The following is a 17,412-nucleotide window of genomic DNA, read 5'->3' as shown; positions in this document are numbered from 1 at the left end:
GTGGGCGCAGACGGTTTCGAACCGCCGACATCTGCTTTGTAAGAACATCGTTTTGACGCTACCTCACCTGCAATGATGTCACTTCTGAAGATCATTTAGGGGAAATTTAGGAGATCAACTCCCCCAGATCTGATCCCACCCCAGGTTGGCCATCGCCTGCTCGTAGATGGCCTGGAGGCCGTCGAGCCGCTCCTTCCGCATCTCCGGCGTCGGGTGCTGGTACACCGCCTTGATGCCGCTCATTCGGTGGCCGGCCTGCTCGTAAGCCAACACCGCCTTCACGCCGATCTGCGCCTGGAAGGTGTCGTGGAGGTGCCGCAGCAGATCCATCGTAAGGTTCGGGAGGATCGGTTCCCATGCCTCCCGTGCCTTATGGCCCTTGGACACCGGCAGCGCCTTGCGGCCATCTGCCGCCGGTCGCATGACCTGCCGGCCGAAGTTGGAGTTCCGCCACCAGGTACCGGAGCGCGTGCAGAACAGGTACTTGCCCTTCACGCGGCTTTCGTGCTCATCGAGCAGCGCGTCCAGGAAGGGCGGGACGTCGATGTCTCGCAAGGAGCCGTCCGTCTTGACCGGCTCCAGGTCGAAAAACATCGGCCCCTTCTTGCCGGTCTCCGGGTCGCGCGTCTGATACTCGGCAACTTCCTGCCTGATCTGCAGGGTCGGGCAGGTGAAGAAGCCGTTCCCGTAAGGCTCTTTACGCTCCCCCCGACTCTCCCGGGTCAGCGCGAGCCCCTCACCCCACCGTGGCCCGAGGAATGCGGTCGTGAGGATGTGCATGCCGTCGATCGGCCCAACACGGCGCGCCAGCTGGAGGACGCGCTCGGGCGACGCGGGCGCACTCTCCTTGGCCTTCAGCTTCGCTTGGGTCTTCGCCTTGATGGCGGCGGTCCGGCTACGTCGGCGCCCGAACAAGGGATTGACGGTGATCTTCCCCGCATCGACCGCGCCAGTCATGATCTGAGACATGATCGTGAGGCACTGCGTCGCCGTCACGTCGTCGTGCGTCTCGCCTACCTTGTTAGCCCAGTTCTCGGCGTCGAACCAGGTGATCTGGTTGAGCGGCGTGTGCTTCCACTTCGGCAGGATGTGCGTGTCGAGGCGGTCCCACCGGGTGGTGTTCGTGCGACCGCGCGGCGCCTTCGCCGCCATCCACTCCCGCGCCCAGACACCGAAGTGCGTGCGAGGCAGATCCGGATCGATCCACCGGCCAGCCCGGATGAGGGCTTCCTGCTCATTGCCCCAGTCCTCGGCCGTCTTCTTCGTTGCGAAACCTGGCTCGCTGCCCAGCTTTCCGTCAGGCTTCATGTAGCGGGCCCGCCAGGTGTACTGGGTGGTCTTCTTGCCGTTCCGAACCTTGTAGACCTTCTCGGCATGCGCCATAGGATCCCCTCCCTGTTTACGGCAGGCGGGGCCTGCCGTCCCGCAGTCCCCGCCGTGCCACAGGGTGGTGCTACACGTCGGCTCCGCCGAGCGCCGCCAGGAAGTCCGGGTCCGAGCGGAGCCGCTGGCTGAGCTGTTCCGCCTGATCCTCGGTCACGAGGTCGGCGTTCAGCAGGACCAGCACCGGCGTGCCGGGCTTCCTGATGACGGCGGCGAGACCGCCGTGGGGGATGTCCGATACGCGCTGGATCCGCATGGGGCGGTCCTCCCCCTTACCTGGTTGGGTGACCCCCCTCTCAGGTACCCGGAATAATCGCACACCTGTGGCATTTGCGCGTGGGATTTGCAGGTGTTTCACATGATTGTCGACTTATTGGCCTGGTTCGTCCTCGGCGAAGATCTCGTGCGCGGCCCGCTGGAGCCGGGCCCACTTCCTCCGGACGTCAAGCAGCTGCTCGGGCGTGAGGTTGGGCTGGTCGCCGCGCTTCCAGATCAGCACCACGCCCGCATCCGGGTCGTCTGAGCCGAGATCGATTGCTGCGGCGTCAGCCACCTTCCCGCCGAGCAGGGTCTGACGAACGCGCTCGGTCAGGTCATCGAGCAGCTCGTCAACCTGGCCAGGATTCTCATCGGCCGGCGCTGCCAATGCCACCGGCTCGGTGGCCGGTTCTGTGGGCGTGGGGTCACCCCCCGCCAGCACCGCCTCGACACTCGCCTCAGTCCACCCAATCGCCCGAGCTACGGCACGGTGCACCGGCAGAACCTTGGGCTGGGTGCGCGCGCCGCGCTCCAAGGTCTGAATGGTCGACAGGCTGACGCCGACGGCCTCTGCAAGGCCAATCTGTGTCATGTCCCTGGTGAGGCGTTCGGCCTTCACCATGTGACCCAGCCGGGCCCAGTCTCGCTCCATGGGTCCCATGATGCCGCATGATCATGCAACTTTGACGGCCGGATCCAGCCTTTTGAGCTGCACTTGAGGCTCAGCATGTGCGTCGGACTGTTGCATCGTGAGCGCCCCACCACTGCAAGCCTCAACTCTTACGCTCTGAAACTGTGGCCAGACCGTAGGCAGAACCCTTGAAAACTGAGGCTCACTGTGGTGTCCTTCTGGTGTGACACCGAACGGCACCGCCATCAGGGCCATTCGAAAGGCTCAGAAACTGAGCCTTCGCGAAGTGGCTGCCCGTACCAGTCGAGACGCCGGTTTCCTCTCAAGAGTTGAGCGGGGCGAATCCGGAGCAAGCGAGGACACGCTGCGGCGAATCGCTGCAGCCCTGACGGTGCCTGTCGCCGCCATCAACCGAGAGGAACAGCCGTGACCAAGAAGGTCGCGCTCGCACTGCCAGAGTGGCTCACCGCCGCCGAACGGCTCCGGCTCTACACGCCGGAAGAGGTCATCGCGATGCAGCTGCTGCCCTACACCGTCCGCACCTTGAAGGACGCCGCGTACGGCAAGCGCATCCCGCACACGACGGTTGGCCGAAAGGTCCGGTTCCGTCTGGACCACATCTGGGCCATTCAGCAGGCCAGCGACGTTGACCCGGCCGCCCGCGGCCGCCGTCGCGCCGCCTGATCCACCCACAGACCTGGGCGGGCCGCCCGGGGGGCAACCCGGAACGGCCCAGCAGCCCACCGATCAACACCTCACGAGAAGGAGGCAGGCCGCAAATGCAGCCTACCGAACTCCAGCTCCAAGCCGACGCCCTGATGGTGATCGCCGAGCTGGCCGACGCCGCCATCGAGGCCGGCGCCCCGCCGATCGCCCCCACCTGGACCATCCACGGCGGACTGGTCTCGGGTCACTTCCGCAGCGCCGACGACACCGCCCTGCGCGTCCTCGACCGCTGGCGCCGCGCCCTCGGCGCGCACCGCGTCGGTTCCTACTCGGCCGCCGGCCCCGAGGGCCCGCTGACCGTCTGGGTCGTCAACGGCATCGTCGGCGAGGTCAGCGTCCGGCTCACCGCGGCCATCCCGCCCGCCGCCACCACCTCCCGCCCCGCCGACCGACAGTTGGTGACCGCATGACCACCCAGCACCAGAAGTACCGCGCGGCACTGAACGTCGCCGAGATCCTCCTGCCGATGCTCAACCCGGCACCGAACCAGATCACCATCACCTGCCGTCCGCAGACGCCGGAGAAGGTCAAGATCGAGGCGTTCGTCCTCCGGGACGTTGAGGCCGTGACCCGGTGGCACGCGGTCGTCGGCGGCGAACTCACCAGCGAGCCCCACGGCGAGCAGTCCGTCCGATGGTTGGTCCGCGCCGAGCTCGCCGGAATCCCCCTCGAACTGTGGACGCTGGTAGACGCCCCCACGGCGGTGCCGCTGCCGGTGCGCGAGCGGCACACCAATGCCGCGCAGGCCGCCCTCGGCGAGTGGATCGACGCGCACGGTGACCCGGGCGACTGGTCCGAGGACGTCCGCCTCGCCTACGCGGCGCAGATCGCCGAGCTCCGCGCCGACGGCCGGACGGAGGGCGCGCAGTGATCTGGTCCCTGCTGATCATCGCGATCTGGGCCGGGCTCGGCCTGTACGTCGCCCGCGGCGAGATCGTCGCTGCCGTCCGCCGCCGCAATTCCCGGAAGCGGGGCCACCGATGAAGGCGCCCCTGCGGATCGTCCGCATCGACGACCCCCGGCCCGCCCTGGAACTCCAGCGGCCGGACGGTGCCGGGTGGTTCCTCGTTCCGCTGCCGCCTCGGGCCCGCCTCCGCTTCCGCTTCCGGGCCTGGCCCATGCCGCATCTCCGCCTGGAGGACACCCCGCGGCCCGGCTGCCCCGACTGCGACGGCACCGGCGAGATCGAGACCGGCGGCGACGAGGACGGCCCGTACGAACCGTGGCCGTGCCACTGCTGGATGCCTTTCCGAGACCCGGTCCTGACGATCCGCCTGCCCCTCTGGGGCGCCCGCCGCTGGTTCGGCTGGACCGAGCCGACCTACAGCACCGAACCCCCGTTCTGACAGCACCCCGGCGGCCGGGCACCGTCCCGGCCGCCGGCCAACCCCGACGAGGACACGTGAGCTACCTGTATCCGTCCGGCGCGCAGGTCATCCTGCCGCCGGACGCCACCCCCGACGATCCCGCCTGGCACGCCGCGCGCCGCGGTGGCCTCGGTGGGTCCGACATGGCCGCGATCTGCGGACTCGACAAGTACACGTCGCCGCTGGAGGTCTGGCACACCAAGACCGGCAGCACGGTGCCGCGCCGCGACGACCCGGTGCTGTCCGAGGCCGCGCTGATGGGCCACATCCTCGAACCCGTCGTCGCCCAGCGATTCAGCGACATCACCGGCCTGCCCGTGTACGACGGCGGCGGCACCATCCAGGCCCTCGACCCGGCATGGGCCCTCGCGAACGTCGACAGGGTCACGCAGGAGAACGGCGAGTACGGCGTCCTGGAGCTCAAAACACGCAGCTCGTACGCCCTGGACGAGTGGCTCACCGAGCCCCCCACCGGCCCGTGGATGCAGGTCCAGCACTACCTCATGGTCACCGGCTGGCGGTACGGCCACATCGCCTGCCTGATCGGCGGCCAGCGGACCATCGTCCACCGCGTCGAGCGCGATGACGACCTAATCGACGGACTCCGCACCATCGGCGCCGAGTTCTGGCAACAGGTCCAGGACGGCACACCGCCGCCCGTCACCGGCAGCGCGGCCTGCACCGACCTGATCAACCGCCTGCACCCGACTCCGACCACCCATCAGGTGACCGCCGACGCCGCAGAGGTAGGGGCCCTGCTCCGGCAGCGCGCGGCAGCGCTTGCCGAGCTGGCCGCACCAACCGCCGCGATCGACGAGGCCGAGAACCGCCTCCGGGCGATCGCCGGCGACGCCACCGAGGTCCACGTCCGAGGCGAACTCGCCTACAGCTGGCCGCAGTACAGCCGCCGCGGCTCGATCAACTGGCGCCGACTGGCCAGCGACTACCCGACCGTCGACCTCGACGCCTACCGGGGCCCCGACACCACCTACCGAGTCCTCCGCATCCCTCAGGAGACCCTGTGACCCTCGCCGATGCCCGCGCTGCCGTTGCCCAGCGCGCCCAGACCACCGGCCAGCCCGCGCAGCAGGCCCCGGCGACCCTCGCCCAGCAGATCGACCGCATGCGGCCCGAGATCGCCCGCGCCCTGCCCAAGCACATGGACGCCGACCGGATGGCCCGCATCGCCCTAACGACCCTGCGTCGGACGCCGAAGCTGGCCGCCTGCACCCCGGAGTCGTTCCTCGGCGCGCTGATGACCTGCTCGCAGCTCGGAGTCGAGCCCGGCGCAACCGGTGAGGCTTACCTCGTGCCGTACGGCCGGGAGTGCACGTTCATCCTCGGATACAAGGGCATGGCCAAACTGTTCTGGCAGTCCCCGATCGCGCGGAGTCTCGCCGCCGAGGTCGTCTACGAGAACGACCACTTCGAGTGGGAAAAGGGACTCGAACCGCGGCTGGAACACCGGCCGGTCCTCGCCAACCGCGGCCGGCCTGTGGCCTACTACGCCGTCGCCACGACCGTGAACGGCGGCTCCGCCTTCGTCGTGATGTCGCCCGAGGACGTCGAGCAGCACCGCAAGCACTCCAGGTCCGGCAACTCGGGACCGTGGCGGGATCACTACGACGCCATGGCGAAGAAGACCTGTGTACGCGAGCTGTTCAAGCTGCTGCCGGTGTCCGTCGAGCTCTCGCAGGCGATCGCCCACGACGAATCGATCCGCACTGACCTGGACACTGCGGTGATCGACGTCGAGCCCGAGTACATCCCGGGCGAGCTCGTTCAGGACGGTGCCGAGTGACCCCGACCGAGCGCAGCGACCTTGCCGAGCGACTGCTCCCGATCGCCGCCGGCCTCGCCTGCATCACCCACGGCGATGGGGGCCCGGACGACATCGCCCAGACCCTCGCCGACCTCGACCAGACGGAGCGGGATGCCCTGATCGTCGTCCTCGCCGCCCTGGTCGACCCGGACACCACCATCACGGACGCACTCGGATACGTCACGTGGGACGAGCACGGCCGGCCCAGCGCGCCGATCCGGTCGCCGGAGACCCTGCGCGACATCGCTGTCTACCAGCACGCCCCCAGCGGGGTGCACCAAGCGCTCCAGGCCGAGCAGCAGATGACTGCCCGTGTCCTGCACCGGCAGTACGGCCACGCGCAGACCGACGTCGCGCGCCGTCTCGGCGTCCACGAGCGCACGATCCATCGCTGGGTCAATCCGGCCGCCTGACCCTCCTGTACGGCCCGGGGCGGAGAGGCCCGAACCTCCGCCCCGGGTGACCAACCCCCGCACCGCTAACCGGAAGGCAGCCAGTTGAGCACCGAAGCAGTGAAGTGGGCCATGGACGACGCGCCCATGCTGCTGACCGAGAAGGGCCGGCCGGACACGACTGCCCGGCACGTCCTCCAGGCGCTCGCCGAGCATGCCCACAAGGACGGCGGCGGCGCTCGCCCCTCGAACCGGCGCCTTCGATACCGCACCGGCTACGACGAGCGGACCATCCGCCGCGCGCTGCGTCGACTCGAAGACGGCGGCCTGATCGTGGCCGACGGCACGGTCAGCGGCTGCACCCAATACCGGCTGATGCTGGCGAAGGTCCGACCTATGTCCGATTGGGAGGCGTTGGAGGTGGAGGAAGAGCGTCTGCGGGAGGCGGCTGCGGCTCGGAAACGGAAGTCCCGGGCGAAGACGGTCACGCACTCAGACCGCGTGACCGTCACGTCGTCGAACGACGTGACAGGCCCGGTGTCACGCACTCTGCGCCCGGACGTCACGCACTCAGGCGACGTGACAGAGGGGGATGTCACGCACTCAGAGTGCGTGATGTCACGCACGCAGTGCCCCCCGAACCATCAGGAGAACCACCCAACTACAGAACCACCAGGGAACCACCACCACCCGGACCCCCTGCCCAACCTGCCCGCCGTACCGGCCGCCGCCGAAGCAGACGAGCGGCCCGCATGGCTCCGCCAGCTTCAAGACGCCCTCAGCGCCAACAGCATCAACGTCCCCTGGACGTTCAAGGGCAAGGAGGAACTACTCCTCCAGAACGACGTTCAGCGCCTCGGAATCCCGCTCATGGTCCGCTTCGCCGTCCAAGCCGCCCAGGCCGCCCAGCGCGGGCCATTCAGCAGCCGGTTCTTCTACCCCGGTTGGCGCTCCATCCCCACCCCCGTAGACCCCAACGTCATCCCCATGCAGCCCAAGACCCGCCAGCAGCAGGAAACCGACAGCTGGTTCGACCGGGCCATGGCCCGCGCCCAGGCCCGCGACGAACAACGCAAGGAAATCTCATGATCGAAACCGAATGGGTCGTCCTGTTCCGGTACGTCCGGGCGATGTTCCCCCAGCAGCGATTCGACGAGTACACCCCCGAAGCCTGGTACGACGTCCTCGGCCAGTACGGTGCCGCCGAGACCCGCGCCGCGATCGCCGCCTGTGCCGCGAACAAGCCGTTCGTATCCCCGGCCGAGATCGTCACCGCGATCCGCCAGCACCGCGCCGATGTGGACCGTGACCTCCACGGGGCTGGCCAGTACGCCGAGATCCCCGACGCCGACCCCGACGACGTTCCCGCCTACCTCGCCGCCCTGCGCACCCAGCGCACCCGGGCCGCCGCCGGGCAACAGCTCACCTACCGGCCCAGGCTGGCCATCGCCGCCGCCAGTGTCGGCCGCGAAGTCCCCACCGAGGAACCCGTCCGCCGACCCGGCCCGCGCAGCATCCGCTGCCCCCACTGCGGCGCCGAACCCGGCAAGTCCTGCCGGACCACCGTTCTCGGCCGCCGCATGGCTGACGTCCATCCCTCCCGCCTCGACGCCGCCAAGAGGGCCGCCTGATGGGCCGCCCCATGCCGCCGGGCCTCCGCCCCCAACGGCCGCCCGAGTGGGCCGTCCCCTGCCCGGTCCCCACCTGCAAGGGCCGCCCCGGGAGCCCCTGCACCGGGCTCCGCGGCCGGATCAAGGCGGACGTCCACCCCAGCCGGTACGACGCCTGGATCGTCCAGCAGAACGCCGCATGACGCCCGAGCCGCACCACACCCGCCGCACCCGCCACACACGCCCCTGGAGGGCCTCGTGACCGCCGACATACAGACCCGGTTCGCCCGCGACACCGCCCAGCACGAAATGACCGTCCTGCACACCAACGGGCTCTACCGGCACCTGCGGTTCAAGAACCCCACCAACTTCGCCTACTGGTTCGACCTGATCACCTGGCCCGGCTGCCTCACCATCCGCGGCGACCTCGGCGACAGCTACACCTTCAGCCGCCTGCCCGACATGTTCGAGTTCTTCCGCGGCAAGCAGATCAACGCGCACTACTGGGCCGAGAAGCTCGACACCGGCCGGAACAGCGCCAAGGAGTACTCCGAGGACCTGTTCCGGCAGCTCGTCACCGAGCACGTCGCCGGCGCGATCCGCCACAGCGACGCGCCCCGCGGAATCGGCAAGGCCGTGCGTGCCGAGATCCTCGACCAGGACCTGACCGTGGAGGCCGAAGCGCGCGACCTGCTCGAAGACTTCAGGTACCAGGGGTTCGAGTTCCACGACATCTGGGAGTGGTCGTTCAGCGACTACACCCGGCAGTTCCTGTGGGCCTGCCACGCGATCCAGTGGGGCATCGCGCAGTACGACGCCCGGCCGGCCTCCAGCTCCGAAGCCGCCGCGGTCGCCCGCCTCCGCACCGCCTGGCAGTCCGCCCGGAAACGCGCCGCCCACGCCAGCGCCTCCATGCCCCAGTGCCCCACCTGCGGCGCCTCATGCACCAACCGGACCCACGACCGCGTCTACCGAGAGCAGGGGTACTGACCATGGCCGCCACCACCGCCACCCCGCAGACGATGCGTCTCCTCGTCGAGATTGACGGGGCCGTCCACCCGCTCGCTGACTGCCGGTGGGTCCGCATCGAGCCGAACGACTGTGTCACCGGCTCGCTCGTCGGTAACGCCGTCACCAGCCCCCAGCACGCCGCCGAGCGCTTCACCACGAGCAAGCGGGAGCGGGCCCGCGAGGAACGCGCCGGCGTCCGCTACCAGCTCGTCACCCCCGACCGCTGGGCCACCCACGCGAAGCCGTGCCTGCTCGGCGACTGCGCGCACGAGTGGCTCGCCTGAACGCCTGCCCCCGGCCGCCGCACCGCGCGGCGGCCACCACCCCGAAGGAGCACGCCATGCACCACGACCCGAACGCCCCGGCTGTTGCCCAGTTGACCGACCTCATCGAGCAGGTCATCGAGCACTACACCCGAGAACTGGACGACCTGAACGACCTCGACATCCGCGATCTCGCCGAGAACATCGCCCTCCAGGTCGCGTGGCAGGTACCGGCCGCTGGCGTCCAGGATGCCGAGGAGCGGTCGTGACCGACCCGGACAGCCAGTTGGACACCCTGATCGACCGTGCCGCCCGCGGCGTCCTCACCAGCGCCGAGGGACCCGCACTCCGCCTCGCCGTGCAGGGCCTCCGCGAGGAACTGCAGCAGGTCCGGCGGACCGCCGGCGGACTCCGCACCAAGGTAGAGCGGCTCGGCGGAGAGCTCAGCCAAGCCCAGGCCCGCATCGCCGCCGCCGTGGAGGCGCTTCAGGCCGCCGACGACTACGTGGCCCCCTGCCACGCCATCGACGACGCGCTGACGGAGGCGCCCGGCCGGAGACGACCGGGCGCCCGACGGCCGACCCGTGACGGACAACGTACGCCCCGAACAGCACCAGGAGAAGCACGTGAACAGCACCATCGAGACCCTCCGCCACATCGCCGCACAGTGGCCGGCCCTCCGCGACCAGCTCACCACCCCGGCCGCCGCCACCTGGCCTCCGGCCGGCCTCGGTACCTACCTGTCGCGCCTCGATGATGAGGGCCGCGACGCCTTCCACGACGAGCAGGCCGCCGAGCGTGCCGACCGCACCGCCACCGCGCCCGGCCAGCGTCCGGCCCCGCTCCGCGTCAGCGTCCTGGACGCCCTGATCGAGATAGAGGACGAACTCCTCGCCCTGGCCGACGAGATCGCGTCCGCCGTCCAGCGCCCGGCGTTCACCGTCCGCTCGGCCAGCCCCCTGGACGAGGTGGCCCGCTCCATCGCCCTCATGGGCGCCCGTGATGCCGCCGACCCGCGCCGCTGGCGCTTCAACATGGCGACCCGGACCGGTGCCACCGCCGCGGCGTGGCTCGCCGACCGCCTCGACGGCCCGGCCGGCCCGCACCGCGCCCTCACCGACGCCGAGCACCACCGCGTCGCCGCCGTCGCCTCGGCGTGCCGGACCCGGCTGGATCGCGCCCTCGGCGAGTACACCGACGGAGAAACCGCCCTCGGCCGCGAGTGCGCCTGCGGCGCCGAGCTCACCCTGACCACCGGCCCGGACGACTTCACCATCCGGTGCAGCGGCTGCGGAACCACCTGGACCGGAACCAGCCTCATCCGCGGACTGTCTGCTGCCTGATCACCCCTTCGTGCAGCGCGGTGGACACCGCCGTACACCGCGCTGCACACCCACCATCCACCGCACTGCATCCGGCCATCCACCGCACTGCACACACCCGAGAGGCACACCGATGTACGCCCCCGGCGACCAGCTCGACGCCGACCTGCACGGCATCCACGACGGCTGGACCATCCACGCCACCGCCACCGTTCTGGCCACCGTCCCCGGCCGCCCGACCGGCATACTCCTCGCCATCACCAGCACCACCGGACCCGGCATGTTCTACGCCAACGGCACACTGTCCACCACGCTGAACGGCCCCCACCCCGTCGCCGTCCAGCGCCCTTTCACCACCGGCATGCAGCCCAACCGGATCACCCTCGGAGCCCGCACCGGCCGCCACCCCCAGCACGCCGACCCCATCGCCATGGATGCCATGCGCGAAGCGGCGTACAGCGCGCTGTCGCCCTACAGCGCCCTCGGCACCCGGACACCGCTCGACCCGTACTACCTGCCCATGCTCGACCGCGCCGCCGCCGACGTCGCCGACCGCCGCGACCACATCCCTCCCGCCGAGCAGGCCCGGGACGTCCTCATCCGCCGATTCCTCGCCAGCGGAGTCCAGCCAGCCGAGATCCGCGACCGCACCGGCCTATCCACATCCCGCATCAGCCAGATCAAGAAAACCCCGCAGGACGCCGTCCCAGCCGCTTGACCGACCAGCCGTCAATGATCCATAGTGGTCCGCAGATCCGGCATGCCCGGAAACAAAGACCAACCCGAGAGCCCCGCAGCGAACAGCACTGCGGGGCTCTCGGCGTTCCCAGACCAGCGGGCCGCCACCCCGCCCCCGACGGCGGCCCGCTCCACTCAGCCGAGCGAGCCAGCAAACCGACCGGCCTGTGCGTCGTCGGCCGCCAGCGTGAGCTTCCCCCGGTGGCTGATCTCGATCTGAAAGAACCTCGGCCCCTGCGGCACCCCCGCCACAGACACAGGGAACACACAGGGCGCCGCCGAGTCAGCACTCTCATACTTGCCGGAACCGAGCGACCCCGTAGCCACGACCTTGCCCGCATCGTCGTACACCGTCACCGCCGCACCGGACACGATGTCGCCATACCCACCCGACCCGGCACACGCCTGGTGGTTGAAATCCAGCGGCGTCGGACTCTTCAGCGTCATCGTCCCGGACAGCGCGAACGTCTTCGGCGCCTTCGGCGTGTCCGGCCCGGACAGCACCCATGCCGCGCCGACGCCGCCAGCGCCCAGCACGACGCCAGCGACACCAGTAGCGAGCGGCACAACCCAGCGCCGAGGCTGGCCTCCGACAGTCGGCGGTGCAGGCGGTGCGGCCGGTACATCCGCCGGGGCCGTGATCATCTCGTCAGACATGCACCGGAGCATCCCAGGATCCCGCCGCCTGGACCGGCAGTTGGCCGGATCGTGATCGGAGGACTCTATGACCCGAAGCCGGGCCTACACCGTGTGCACCGTGCCAGGCTGCCCCGAGTACACGACGGGCGGACGGTGCGACGACCACCGGCGCGAGGCCGAGCAGCGACGCGGCAGCGCGCGGGCCCGCGGCTACGACCGCACACACGAGCGCGAGTTCCGCGCCGCTGTCCTCGCCCGCGATCCGATCTGCATCCTGTGCCGCACGGCGCCGAGTCGGCACGCTGACCACTACCCGCTTAGCCGCCGCGAACTGGTCGAGGCTGGCCGCAACCCCAACGACCCGGGCAACGGTCGCGGGTTGTGCGCCCGTTGCCACAGCGCCGAGACAGCTCGGCATCAGCCTGGCGGCTGGGCCAACCGTGACGGAGGGTGACCAGACCCCAGGGGGATACCCCCTCGGCGTGATCGTTTTTAGACCGCCGGGGAGGGCTATCGCCGTTTGTACGGGTCTGGGAGTCCAGAACTGTGCGCCCAAACGGAATACCGTAACTGTGCGTGATACGCGGACGATCGGGGTCGGAGGTGGTCGCCATGGCGGGAATGGGACCCGCACCGAAGCCTGCGGCCGAGCGGCGCCGGCGCAACGCGACGCACGCGACGACCCGGCTCCCGGCCGGCGGCCGGACCGGCGACCCGCCGCGATGGCCACTGCTGGAGGACATCGCGACGATGGCCGAGCGGGACGCGGCACAGCGGACGGCGGACGAGCTTGAACTCCAGTTGCTCGAACCCGAGCTGACCGGCCGGGCCCGCAGCGCGGCACAGCGGAAGCTCGACGCCACGCAGACCCGGGTGAACATCCTGTCCGCCCAGCTCGATGCGGCCCGCACCGTCGAGGCCGAGCTGTGGGCCGAGCTGTGGGCCACACCGCAGGCCGCGGCTTGGGAACGTCTCGGCTGGACACGCGAAGTCGCGCAGTACGTCCGGTGGAAGGTCAAGGCCGAGCAGGGCGACCTCGAAGCGGCCAAGGAAGCGCGCCAGCTCGCCGACCGCCTCGGACTCAACCCCTTGGCGATGCTGCGGCTTCGCTGGGAGGTGGCCGAAGACGAGGTGTCCGAGCAGCGGGCTACCCGTCAGCGGCCGGTCAGTGCCCGTCAGCGCCTGAAGGTGGTCGATTCCGATGGCTTGGCGGGGGGCTGAGTACAAGGGCGAGTTCCCGTCGCTCGGTTGGCAGGTCGGGGAGTGGATCGAGGAGTTCTGCGTCATCCCGGATGGTGACCGGGCGGGCGAGTCGTACCGGCTCACCGATGAGATGTGGACCTTCCTGGCTCACCACTACCGGCTGAGGCCCGAGGCTCAACCCGGGCAGCGCGCGCCCGCGTTCACCTACCGCCGCTCTCAGCTCGTCCGGCCGCAGAAGTGGGGCAAGGGCCCGTTCTCGGCGGCGCTGATCTGCGCGGAGGCGGTCGGCCCGGTGCTGTTCGACGGCTGGGACGCGGACGGGGAACCTGTCGGCCGACCGTGGCCAACTCCGCTGATCCAGATCGCGGCCAACTCCGAGGACCAGACGGCGAACGTCTACGCGGCGTTGCAGCCGATGATCGAGCTGGGCCCGCTCGCCGATCTGATCCCGGACACCGGGGACACCCGGATCAACCTGCCGGGCGGCGGCCGGATCGACCCGGTGACCTCTCGTGCCCGGACCCGGCTCGGGCAGCGTGTCACGTTCGTTGTCCAGGACGAGACTGGTCTGTGGACGACGGCCTCGGGCATGGTTGCGGTCGCTGAGACCCAACGCCGCGGTTTGGCCGGCATGGGTGGCCGGTCGATCGAGACCACCAACGCGTGGGACCCGTCGGAGGATTCGGTGGCCCAGCGCACGGCGGAGTCCCGGGTGAAGGACATCTACCGGGATCACCGGCTCGCCGATCCGCACCTCGACTACAAGCTGAAGCGCGACCGCCGGCGGATTCACCGCGTCGTCTACGGCGACTCGGCGAAGCGTCCCGGTGGCTGGGTCGACCTGGACGCGATCGAGGCCGAGGCCGCCGAACTGGCGGAGCGCGACCTTGCGCAGGCCGAACGCTTCTTTGGGAACAGGATCACGGCAGGTACCGGCACGTGGATCGAGCGGGCCGTCTGGGACACCCGCGCGGAGCCGCGGACCGTCCCGCCCGGTACCCGGGTGGTGCTCGGTTTCGACGGCTCCGACTTGGACGACTGGACGGGGTTCCGCGCCGAGACGCTGGACGGCTACCAGTTCACCCCGCAGTACAGCTCGCTCGCCCTGCCGACGATTTGGGACCCGCGGGAGTGGGGCGGCCAGGTACCGCGCCTGGAGGTCGCTGCCGCGCTGGACGAGCTGATGCGCACGTACGACGTGGTGCGGCTCTACTGCGATCCGCCGTACTGGGAGACCGAGGTAGACACCTGGGCGGACCAGTACGGCGACCGGGTGGTGCGCTGGTACACCTACCGGATCGCGCAGATGCACGCGGCGGCCGAACGTCTCGTCACCGACGTCACGAAGGCCGGCGCGGAGTTCCGACACGACGGATGCGCGGCCACCTCGGCGCACGTCGGCAACGCCCGGCGCGCGGCCCGGCCGGGCGACCGCTACGTACTCCGCAAGGCCAGCACCGCCCAGAAGATCGACCTCGCCGTCGTCTCCGTTCTCGCCCACGAGGCCGCGGGCGACGCGATCGCGGCCGGCCTTGCCCGAACTTCCGCTCCGAGCAGTGTGGTGGTGATGCGCTGATGCCCCTCGACCTGGATCCCCTGGCATGGGTGCGGCGTCTCGCCGAGGCCCACGACCGGCAGATGACCCAGCTGCAGCTCTGGAACGCCTACTACGAGGGCGTACAGCCCCTGTCGTACATGGCGCCCGAGCTGTTGATGGAGGTCGACGACCGGATGCGCCAGGTGGTCATCAACTGGCCTCAGCTGGTAGTTGATTCCCTGGAGGAGCGCCTCGACATCGAGGGGTTCCGGCTCGGCGGCGCGGACCAGGCGGACCGGGACCTGTGGGACGACATCTGGCAGCCCAACGACTTGGACGAGGAGTCCCAGCTCGCGCACGTGGACGCCCTCGCAATGCGACGTAGCTACGTGATCGTCGGCGCCGGGGACAGCCCGGGTGATCCGCCGGTGATCACGGTTGAGTCGCCGCTGCAGGTGTACGCCGAGCGCGACCCGCGCACCCGGCAGATTGTTGCGGCGCTCAAACGCTGGCAGCAGCCGCAAGCCGACGGAGGCGCCGAGGACTTCGCGACGCTGTACCTTCCCGAGGCCACAATCCAGCTCACCCGGAAGGGAGCCGGTTCGGACTGGGAGGAGATCGGCCGGGACGAACACCGGCTCGGCACGGTGCCGGTGGTGGCGCTGGTGAACCGGGCCCGGGTGGCCGACCGCGACGGCGTGAGCGAGCTCGCCGCGATCGTGCCGCTGTCGGATGCCGCCTGCAAGATCGCGACGGACATGATGACCGCCGCCGAGTTCCACGCCATGCCGCGCAGATGGGCAACTGGTTTGGCGGACGACGACTTCAAGGACCCGTCCGGGCGCCCGGTTTCCGCACTGTCGCGGATCGCCGGCCGGGTGTGGGCGACCCGCGGCGACAGCGTCAAGTTTGGCCAGTTCCCGGAGGCGAACCTCTCGAACTTCCACGAGACGATCAACAGCCTTGCGCGGCTCGCAGCTTCATTGTCCGGGCTGCCACCAACCTACCTCGGGCTGGCGACGGACAACCCGCCGTCTGCGGACGCGATCCGCGCGGCGGAGGCCCGGCTGGTGAAGCGGGCCGAACGCAGGCAGCGCGCGTTCGGCGGCGGCTGGGAGCAGGTGATGCGCCTCGCGCTGCTGATCCGCGACGGCGAGGTGCGGCCGGAGGCCGAGCGGATGGAGACCATCTGGCGCGACCCAGCCACGCCAACGTACGCGCAGAAGGCGGACGCCGTAACCAAACTGTTCGCCGCTGGCCTGCTGCCCAAGGAACAGGCATGGGAGGACATGGGCTACAGCGCCGCGCAGATCGCCCGCATGCGCGCCATGGAGGACGACGCCCTGACCCGGCTCACCGCAGCCGATCTGCACGCCCTCTCAACCGCACCGAACGGGCCAGCCGCGCCGATCGGGTCCCCGACCGCGCAAAGCACGGTATCGGGCTGGTCCGCGGACAGCGCGGATGGCTGACGCCCAAGACGAGATCGTGGCCACCTACGGCGCGGCCCAACACCGGGCGGTCGCGCACACCGCGGCAGTCACGGACGGGCTGTGGCGCCAGCTCGCGCCCGACGACCTCACCGGGTCGTGGCTGGCCACCGTGGGCCCGCAGATGGTGCGCGCGGTCGCTGCCGGCCAGCTGCTGGCCGCCTCCACCGGACAGGCGTACGTCGACGCCATGGTGCAGGCCGACGGCCTCGACCCGGACTACCTCCCGGGCGCCGGTCGGGTGCAGGCACGGGCCCTGTCTGGTGTCGCCGCGGACGGCCGCCCGCTCGACTCCTTGCTGTACCTGCCGGTGATCCGGACCAAGACCCTGATCGAGGGTGGCCTGACGTTGCAGGAGGCCCTGCTTGGCGGCTTGGTCGACCTACAGCGGATGGTCGCCTCGGAGGTGGCCGATGCCGGGTCCAGCGCGGCTGGGGTCGCCATGGTCGCCAATCGGCAGGTCACGGGCTACGTGCGGCGCGTCCGGCCGGGGGCATGCGCGCGGTGCGCGATCCTCGCAGGCCGCTGGTACCGCTACGACGCCGGGTTCGCCCGGCACAAGCGGTGCCAGTGCTACGGCGTTCCCTCGACCCGGGCCCGGCCTGGTGAGCACCTCGACCCGCTCGGATTCTTCAACCGGCTCAGCCGCGCCGAGCAGGACCGGCGGTTCACCACGGCCGGCGCCCGCGCGATTCGGGACGGCGCCGACATCTACCAGGTCGTCAACGCCCGTAGGAGCGTGGCGACGTTGGACTCGTACGGCCGCCGGGTTGTCGCGACGCTGGAGGGCAACACCCGTCGCAGCGGGTTCTACCAGCAGATCCGCGCGGAGACCGAGGCCCGCACTGGGCTCCGGTTCGCCCGGACCGGTGCCGACTTGGAGCAGGGGCTGCCCAAGTTCCAGCTACGTACACCCCGGCTGATGCCGGAAGAGATCTACAAGATCACCGACGACCGCGACGAGCTGATAAGGCTCCTGAGGCGCTTCGGTTACCTCATCTGACCTGGCGCAATGCCAGG

25 protein-coding genes are annotated in these 17,412 nt (G+C 70.0%); 21 read left to right on the top strand and 4 right to left on the bottom strand.

Annotated elements, in window-relative coordinates; genetic code table 11:
- Positions 1-114: 114 nt before the first annotated feature.
- The 3 genes from ACWDAK_RS33485 to ACWDAK_RS33475 all read right to left on the bottom strand — a co-directional run bounded on the left by ACWDAK_RS33485 (position 115) and on the right by ACWDAK_RS33475 (position 2,293).
- Positions 115-1,383 carry a phage integrase central domain-containing protein gene (locus ACWDAK_RS33485; RefSeq protein ID WP_427392977.1) on the bottom strand — a complete coding sequence of 423 codons (1,269 nt, stop codon included), beginning with the start codon at positions 1,381-1,383 and terminating at the stop codon, positions 115-117.
- A gap of 70 nt (positions 1,384-1,453) precedes the next feature.
- A complete protein-coding gene (locus ACWDAK_RS33480) occupies positions 1,454-1,639 on the bottom strand; it encodes a hypothetical protein (protein ID WP_427392976.1) in 186 nt (61 codons plus the stop codon).
- Between the two features lie 114 nt (positions 1,640-1,753).
- The gene (locus tag ACWDAK_RS33475) at positions 1,754-2,293 is read right to left on the bottom strand and encodes a helix-turn-helix domain-containing protein (protein WP_427392975.1); all 540 of its coding nucleotides are present in this window, start codon (positions 2,291-2,293) and stop codon (positions 1,754-1,756) included.
- Between the two features lie 202 nt (positions 2,294-2,495).
- On the opposite strand from ACWDAK_RS33475, the gene ACWDAK_RS33470 reads away from it, so the two are divergent.
- The 16 genes from ACWDAK_RS33470 to ACWDAK_RS33395 all read left to right on the top strand — a co-directional run bounded on the left by ACWDAK_RS33470 (position 2,496) and on the right by ACWDAK_RS33395 (position 11,503).
- The gene (locus ACWDAK_RS33470) at positions 2,496-2,702 is read left to right on the top strand and encodes a helix-turn-helix domain-containing protein (protein ID WP_427392974.1); all 207 of its coding nucleotides are present in this window, start codon (positions 2,496-2,498) and stop codon (positions 2,700-2,702) included.
- Positions 2,699-2,956: a hypothetical protein gene (locus ACWDAK_RS33465; RefSeq protein WP_427392973.1), complete on the top strand. Its 258-nt coding sequence runs from the start codon at positions 2,699-2,701 to the stop codon at positions 2,954-2,956. Before ACWDAK_RS33470 ends, ACWDAK_RS33465 begins: the two co-directional genes overlap by 4 nt.
- 95 nt (positions 2,957-3,051) lie before the next feature.
- Positions 3,052-3,408 carry a hypothetical protein gene (locus tag ACWDAK_RS33460; protein WP_427392972.1) on the top strand — a complete coding sequence of 119 codons (357 nt, stop codon included), beginning with the start codon at positions 3,052-3,054 and terminating at the stop codon, positions 3,406-3,408.
- The gene (locus tag ACWDAK_RS33455) at positions 3,405-3,869 is read left to right on the top strand and encodes a hypothetical protein (protein WP_427392971.1); all 465 of its coding nucleotides are present in this window, start codon (positions 3,405-3,407) and stop codon (positions 3,867-3,869) included. Before ACWDAK_RS33460 ends, ACWDAK_RS33455 begins: the two co-directional genes overlap by 4 nt.
- A 109-nt stretch (positions 3,870-3,978) precedes the next feature.
- Complete coding sequence (locus ACWDAK_RS33450; protein WP_427392970.1) at positions 3,979-4,344, top strand: hypothetical protein; 366 nt, start codon at positions 3,979-3,981, stop codon at positions 4,342-4,344.
- Between the two features lie 56 nt (positions 4,345-4,400).
- A complete protein-coding gene (locus ACWDAK_RS33445; RefSeq protein ID WP_427392969.1) occupies positions 4,401-5,390 on the top strand; it encodes a YqaJ viral recombinase family nuclease in 990 nt (329 codons plus the stop codon).
- Positions 5,387-6,166: a recombinase RecT gene (locus ACWDAK_RS33440; RefSeq protein WP_427392968.1), complete on the top strand. Its 780-nt coding sequence runs from the start codon at positions 5,387-5,389 to the stop codon at positions 6,164-6,166. Before ACWDAK_RS33445 ends, ACWDAK_RS33440 begins: the two co-directional genes overlap by 4 nt.
- Entirely contained in the window at positions 6,163-6,600 is a 438-nt protein-coding gene (locus tag ACWDAK_RS33435) for a helix-turn-helix domain-containing protein (RefSeq protein WP_427392967.1), read from the top strand. Before ACWDAK_RS33440 ends, ACWDAK_RS33435 begins: the two co-directional genes overlap by 4 nt.
- Positions 6,601-6,684: 84 nt before the next feature.
- Complete coding sequence (locus ACWDAK_RS33430) at positions 6,685-7,668, top strand: helix-turn-helix domain-containing protein (RefSeq protein ID WP_427392966.1); 984 nt, start codon at positions 6,685-6,687, stop codon at positions 7,666-7,668.
- Entirely contained in the window at positions 7,665-8,210 is a 546-nt protein-coding gene (locus ACWDAK_RS33425) for a zinc finger domain-containing protein (protein ID WP_427392965.1), read from the top strand. The genes ACWDAK_RS33430 and ACWDAK_RS33425 overlap by 4 nt, the downstream gene beginning before the upstream one ends.
- Positions 8,210-8,392 (top strand): zinc finger domain-containing protein, encoded by a 183-nt coding sequence (locus ACWDAK_RS33420; protein ID WP_427392964.1) that lies wholly within the window; start codon positions 8,210-8,212, stop codon positions 8,390-8,392. Before ACWDAK_RS33425 ends, ACWDAK_RS33420 begins: the two co-directional genes overlap by 1 nt.
- A 55-nt stretch (positions 8,393-8,447) precedes the next feature.
- The gene (locus ACWDAK_RS33415; protein ID WP_427392963.1) at positions 8,448-9,179 is read left to right on the top strand and encodes a hypothetical protein; all 732 of its coding nucleotides are present in this window, start codon (positions 8,448-8,450) and stop codon (positions 9,177-9,179) included.
- 2 nt (positions 9,180-9,181) lie between these two features.
- Entirely contained in the window at positions 9,182-9,484 is a 303-nt protein-coding gene (locus ACWDAK_RS33410; protein WP_427392962.1) for a hypothetical protein, read from the top strand.
- 56 nt (positions 9,485-9,540) lie between these two features.
- Complete coding sequence (locus ACWDAK_RS33405) at positions 9,541-9,732, top strand: hypothetical protein (RefSeq protein ID WP_427392961.1); 192 nt, start codon at positions 9,541-9,543, stop codon at positions 9,730-9,732.
- Between the two features lie 315 nt (positions 9,733-10,047).
- Positions 10,048-10,806, top strand: coding sequence for a hypothetical protein (locus ACWDAK_RS33400; protein ID WP_427392960.1), 759 nt, complete (start codon positions 10,048-10,050; stop codon positions 10,804-10,806).
- 112 nt (positions 10,807-10,918) lie between these two features.
- On the top strand, positions 10,919-11,503 hold the full coding sequence (locus ACWDAK_RS33395; protein ID WP_427392959.1) for a hypothetical protein: 585 nt from the start codon (positions 10,919-10,921) through the stop codon (positions 11,501-11,503).
- 155 nt (positions 11,504-11,658) lie between these two features.
- Here the strand turns inward: ACWDAK_RS33395 and ACWDAK_RS33390 are convergent, their stop codons facing one another.
- Entirely contained in the window at positions 11,659-12,180 is a 522-nt protein-coding gene (locus ACWDAK_RS33390; protein WP_427392958.1) for a hypothetical protein, read from the bottom strand.
- 67 nt (positions 12,181-12,247) lie between these two features.
- Between ACWDAK_RS33390 and ACWDAK_RS33385 the strand changes: the two genes are divergently transcribed.
- The 5 genes from ACWDAK_RS33385 to ACWDAK_RS33365 all read left to right on the top strand — a co-directional run bounded on the left by ACWDAK_RS33385 (position 12,248) and on the right by ACWDAK_RS33365 (position 17,395).
- A complete protein-coding gene (locus tag ACWDAK_RS33385; RefSeq protein ID WP_427392957.1) occupies positions 12,248-12,616 on the top strand; it encodes a holin in 369 nt (122 codons plus the stop codon).
- Between the two features lie 158 nt (positions 12,617-12,774).
- Complete coding sequence (locus ACWDAK_RS33380; RefSeq protein ID WP_449806526.1) at positions 12,775-13,383, top strand: hypothetical protein; 609 nt, start codon at positions 12,775-12,777, stop codon at positions 13,381-13,383.
- The gene (locus tag ACWDAK_RS33375; RefSeq protein WP_427392955.1) at positions 13,364-14,941 is read left to right on the top strand and encodes a hypothetical protein; all 1,578 of its coding nucleotides are present in this window, start codon (positions 13,364-13,366) and stop codon (positions 14,939-14,941) included. The genes ACWDAK_RS33380 and ACWDAK_RS33375 overlap by 20 nt, the downstream gene beginning before the upstream one ends.
- Positions 14,941-16,374: a phage portal protein gene (locus tag ACWDAK_RS33370; protein WP_427392954.1), complete on the top strand. Its 1,434-nt coding sequence runs from the start codon at positions 14,941-14,943 to the stop codon at positions 16,372-16,374. The genes ACWDAK_RS33375 and ACWDAK_RS33370 overlap by 1 nt, the downstream gene beginning before the upstream one ends.
- Positions 16,367-17,395 carry a hypothetical protein gene (locus tag ACWDAK_RS33365; RefSeq protein WP_427392953.1) on the top strand — a complete coding sequence of 343 codons (1,029 nt, stop codon included), beginning with the start codon at positions 16,367-16,369 and terminating at the stop codon, positions 17,393-17,395. The genes ACWDAK_RS33370 and ACWDAK_RS33365 overlap by 8 nt, the downstream gene beginning before the upstream one ends.
- Positions 17,396-17,412 lie beyond the last annotated feature (17 nt).

It is taken from the genome of Kitasatospora sp. NPDC001175 (genome assembly GCF_053598215.1).
This window is presented reverse-complemented; position numbering and strand designations above follow the sequence as displayed.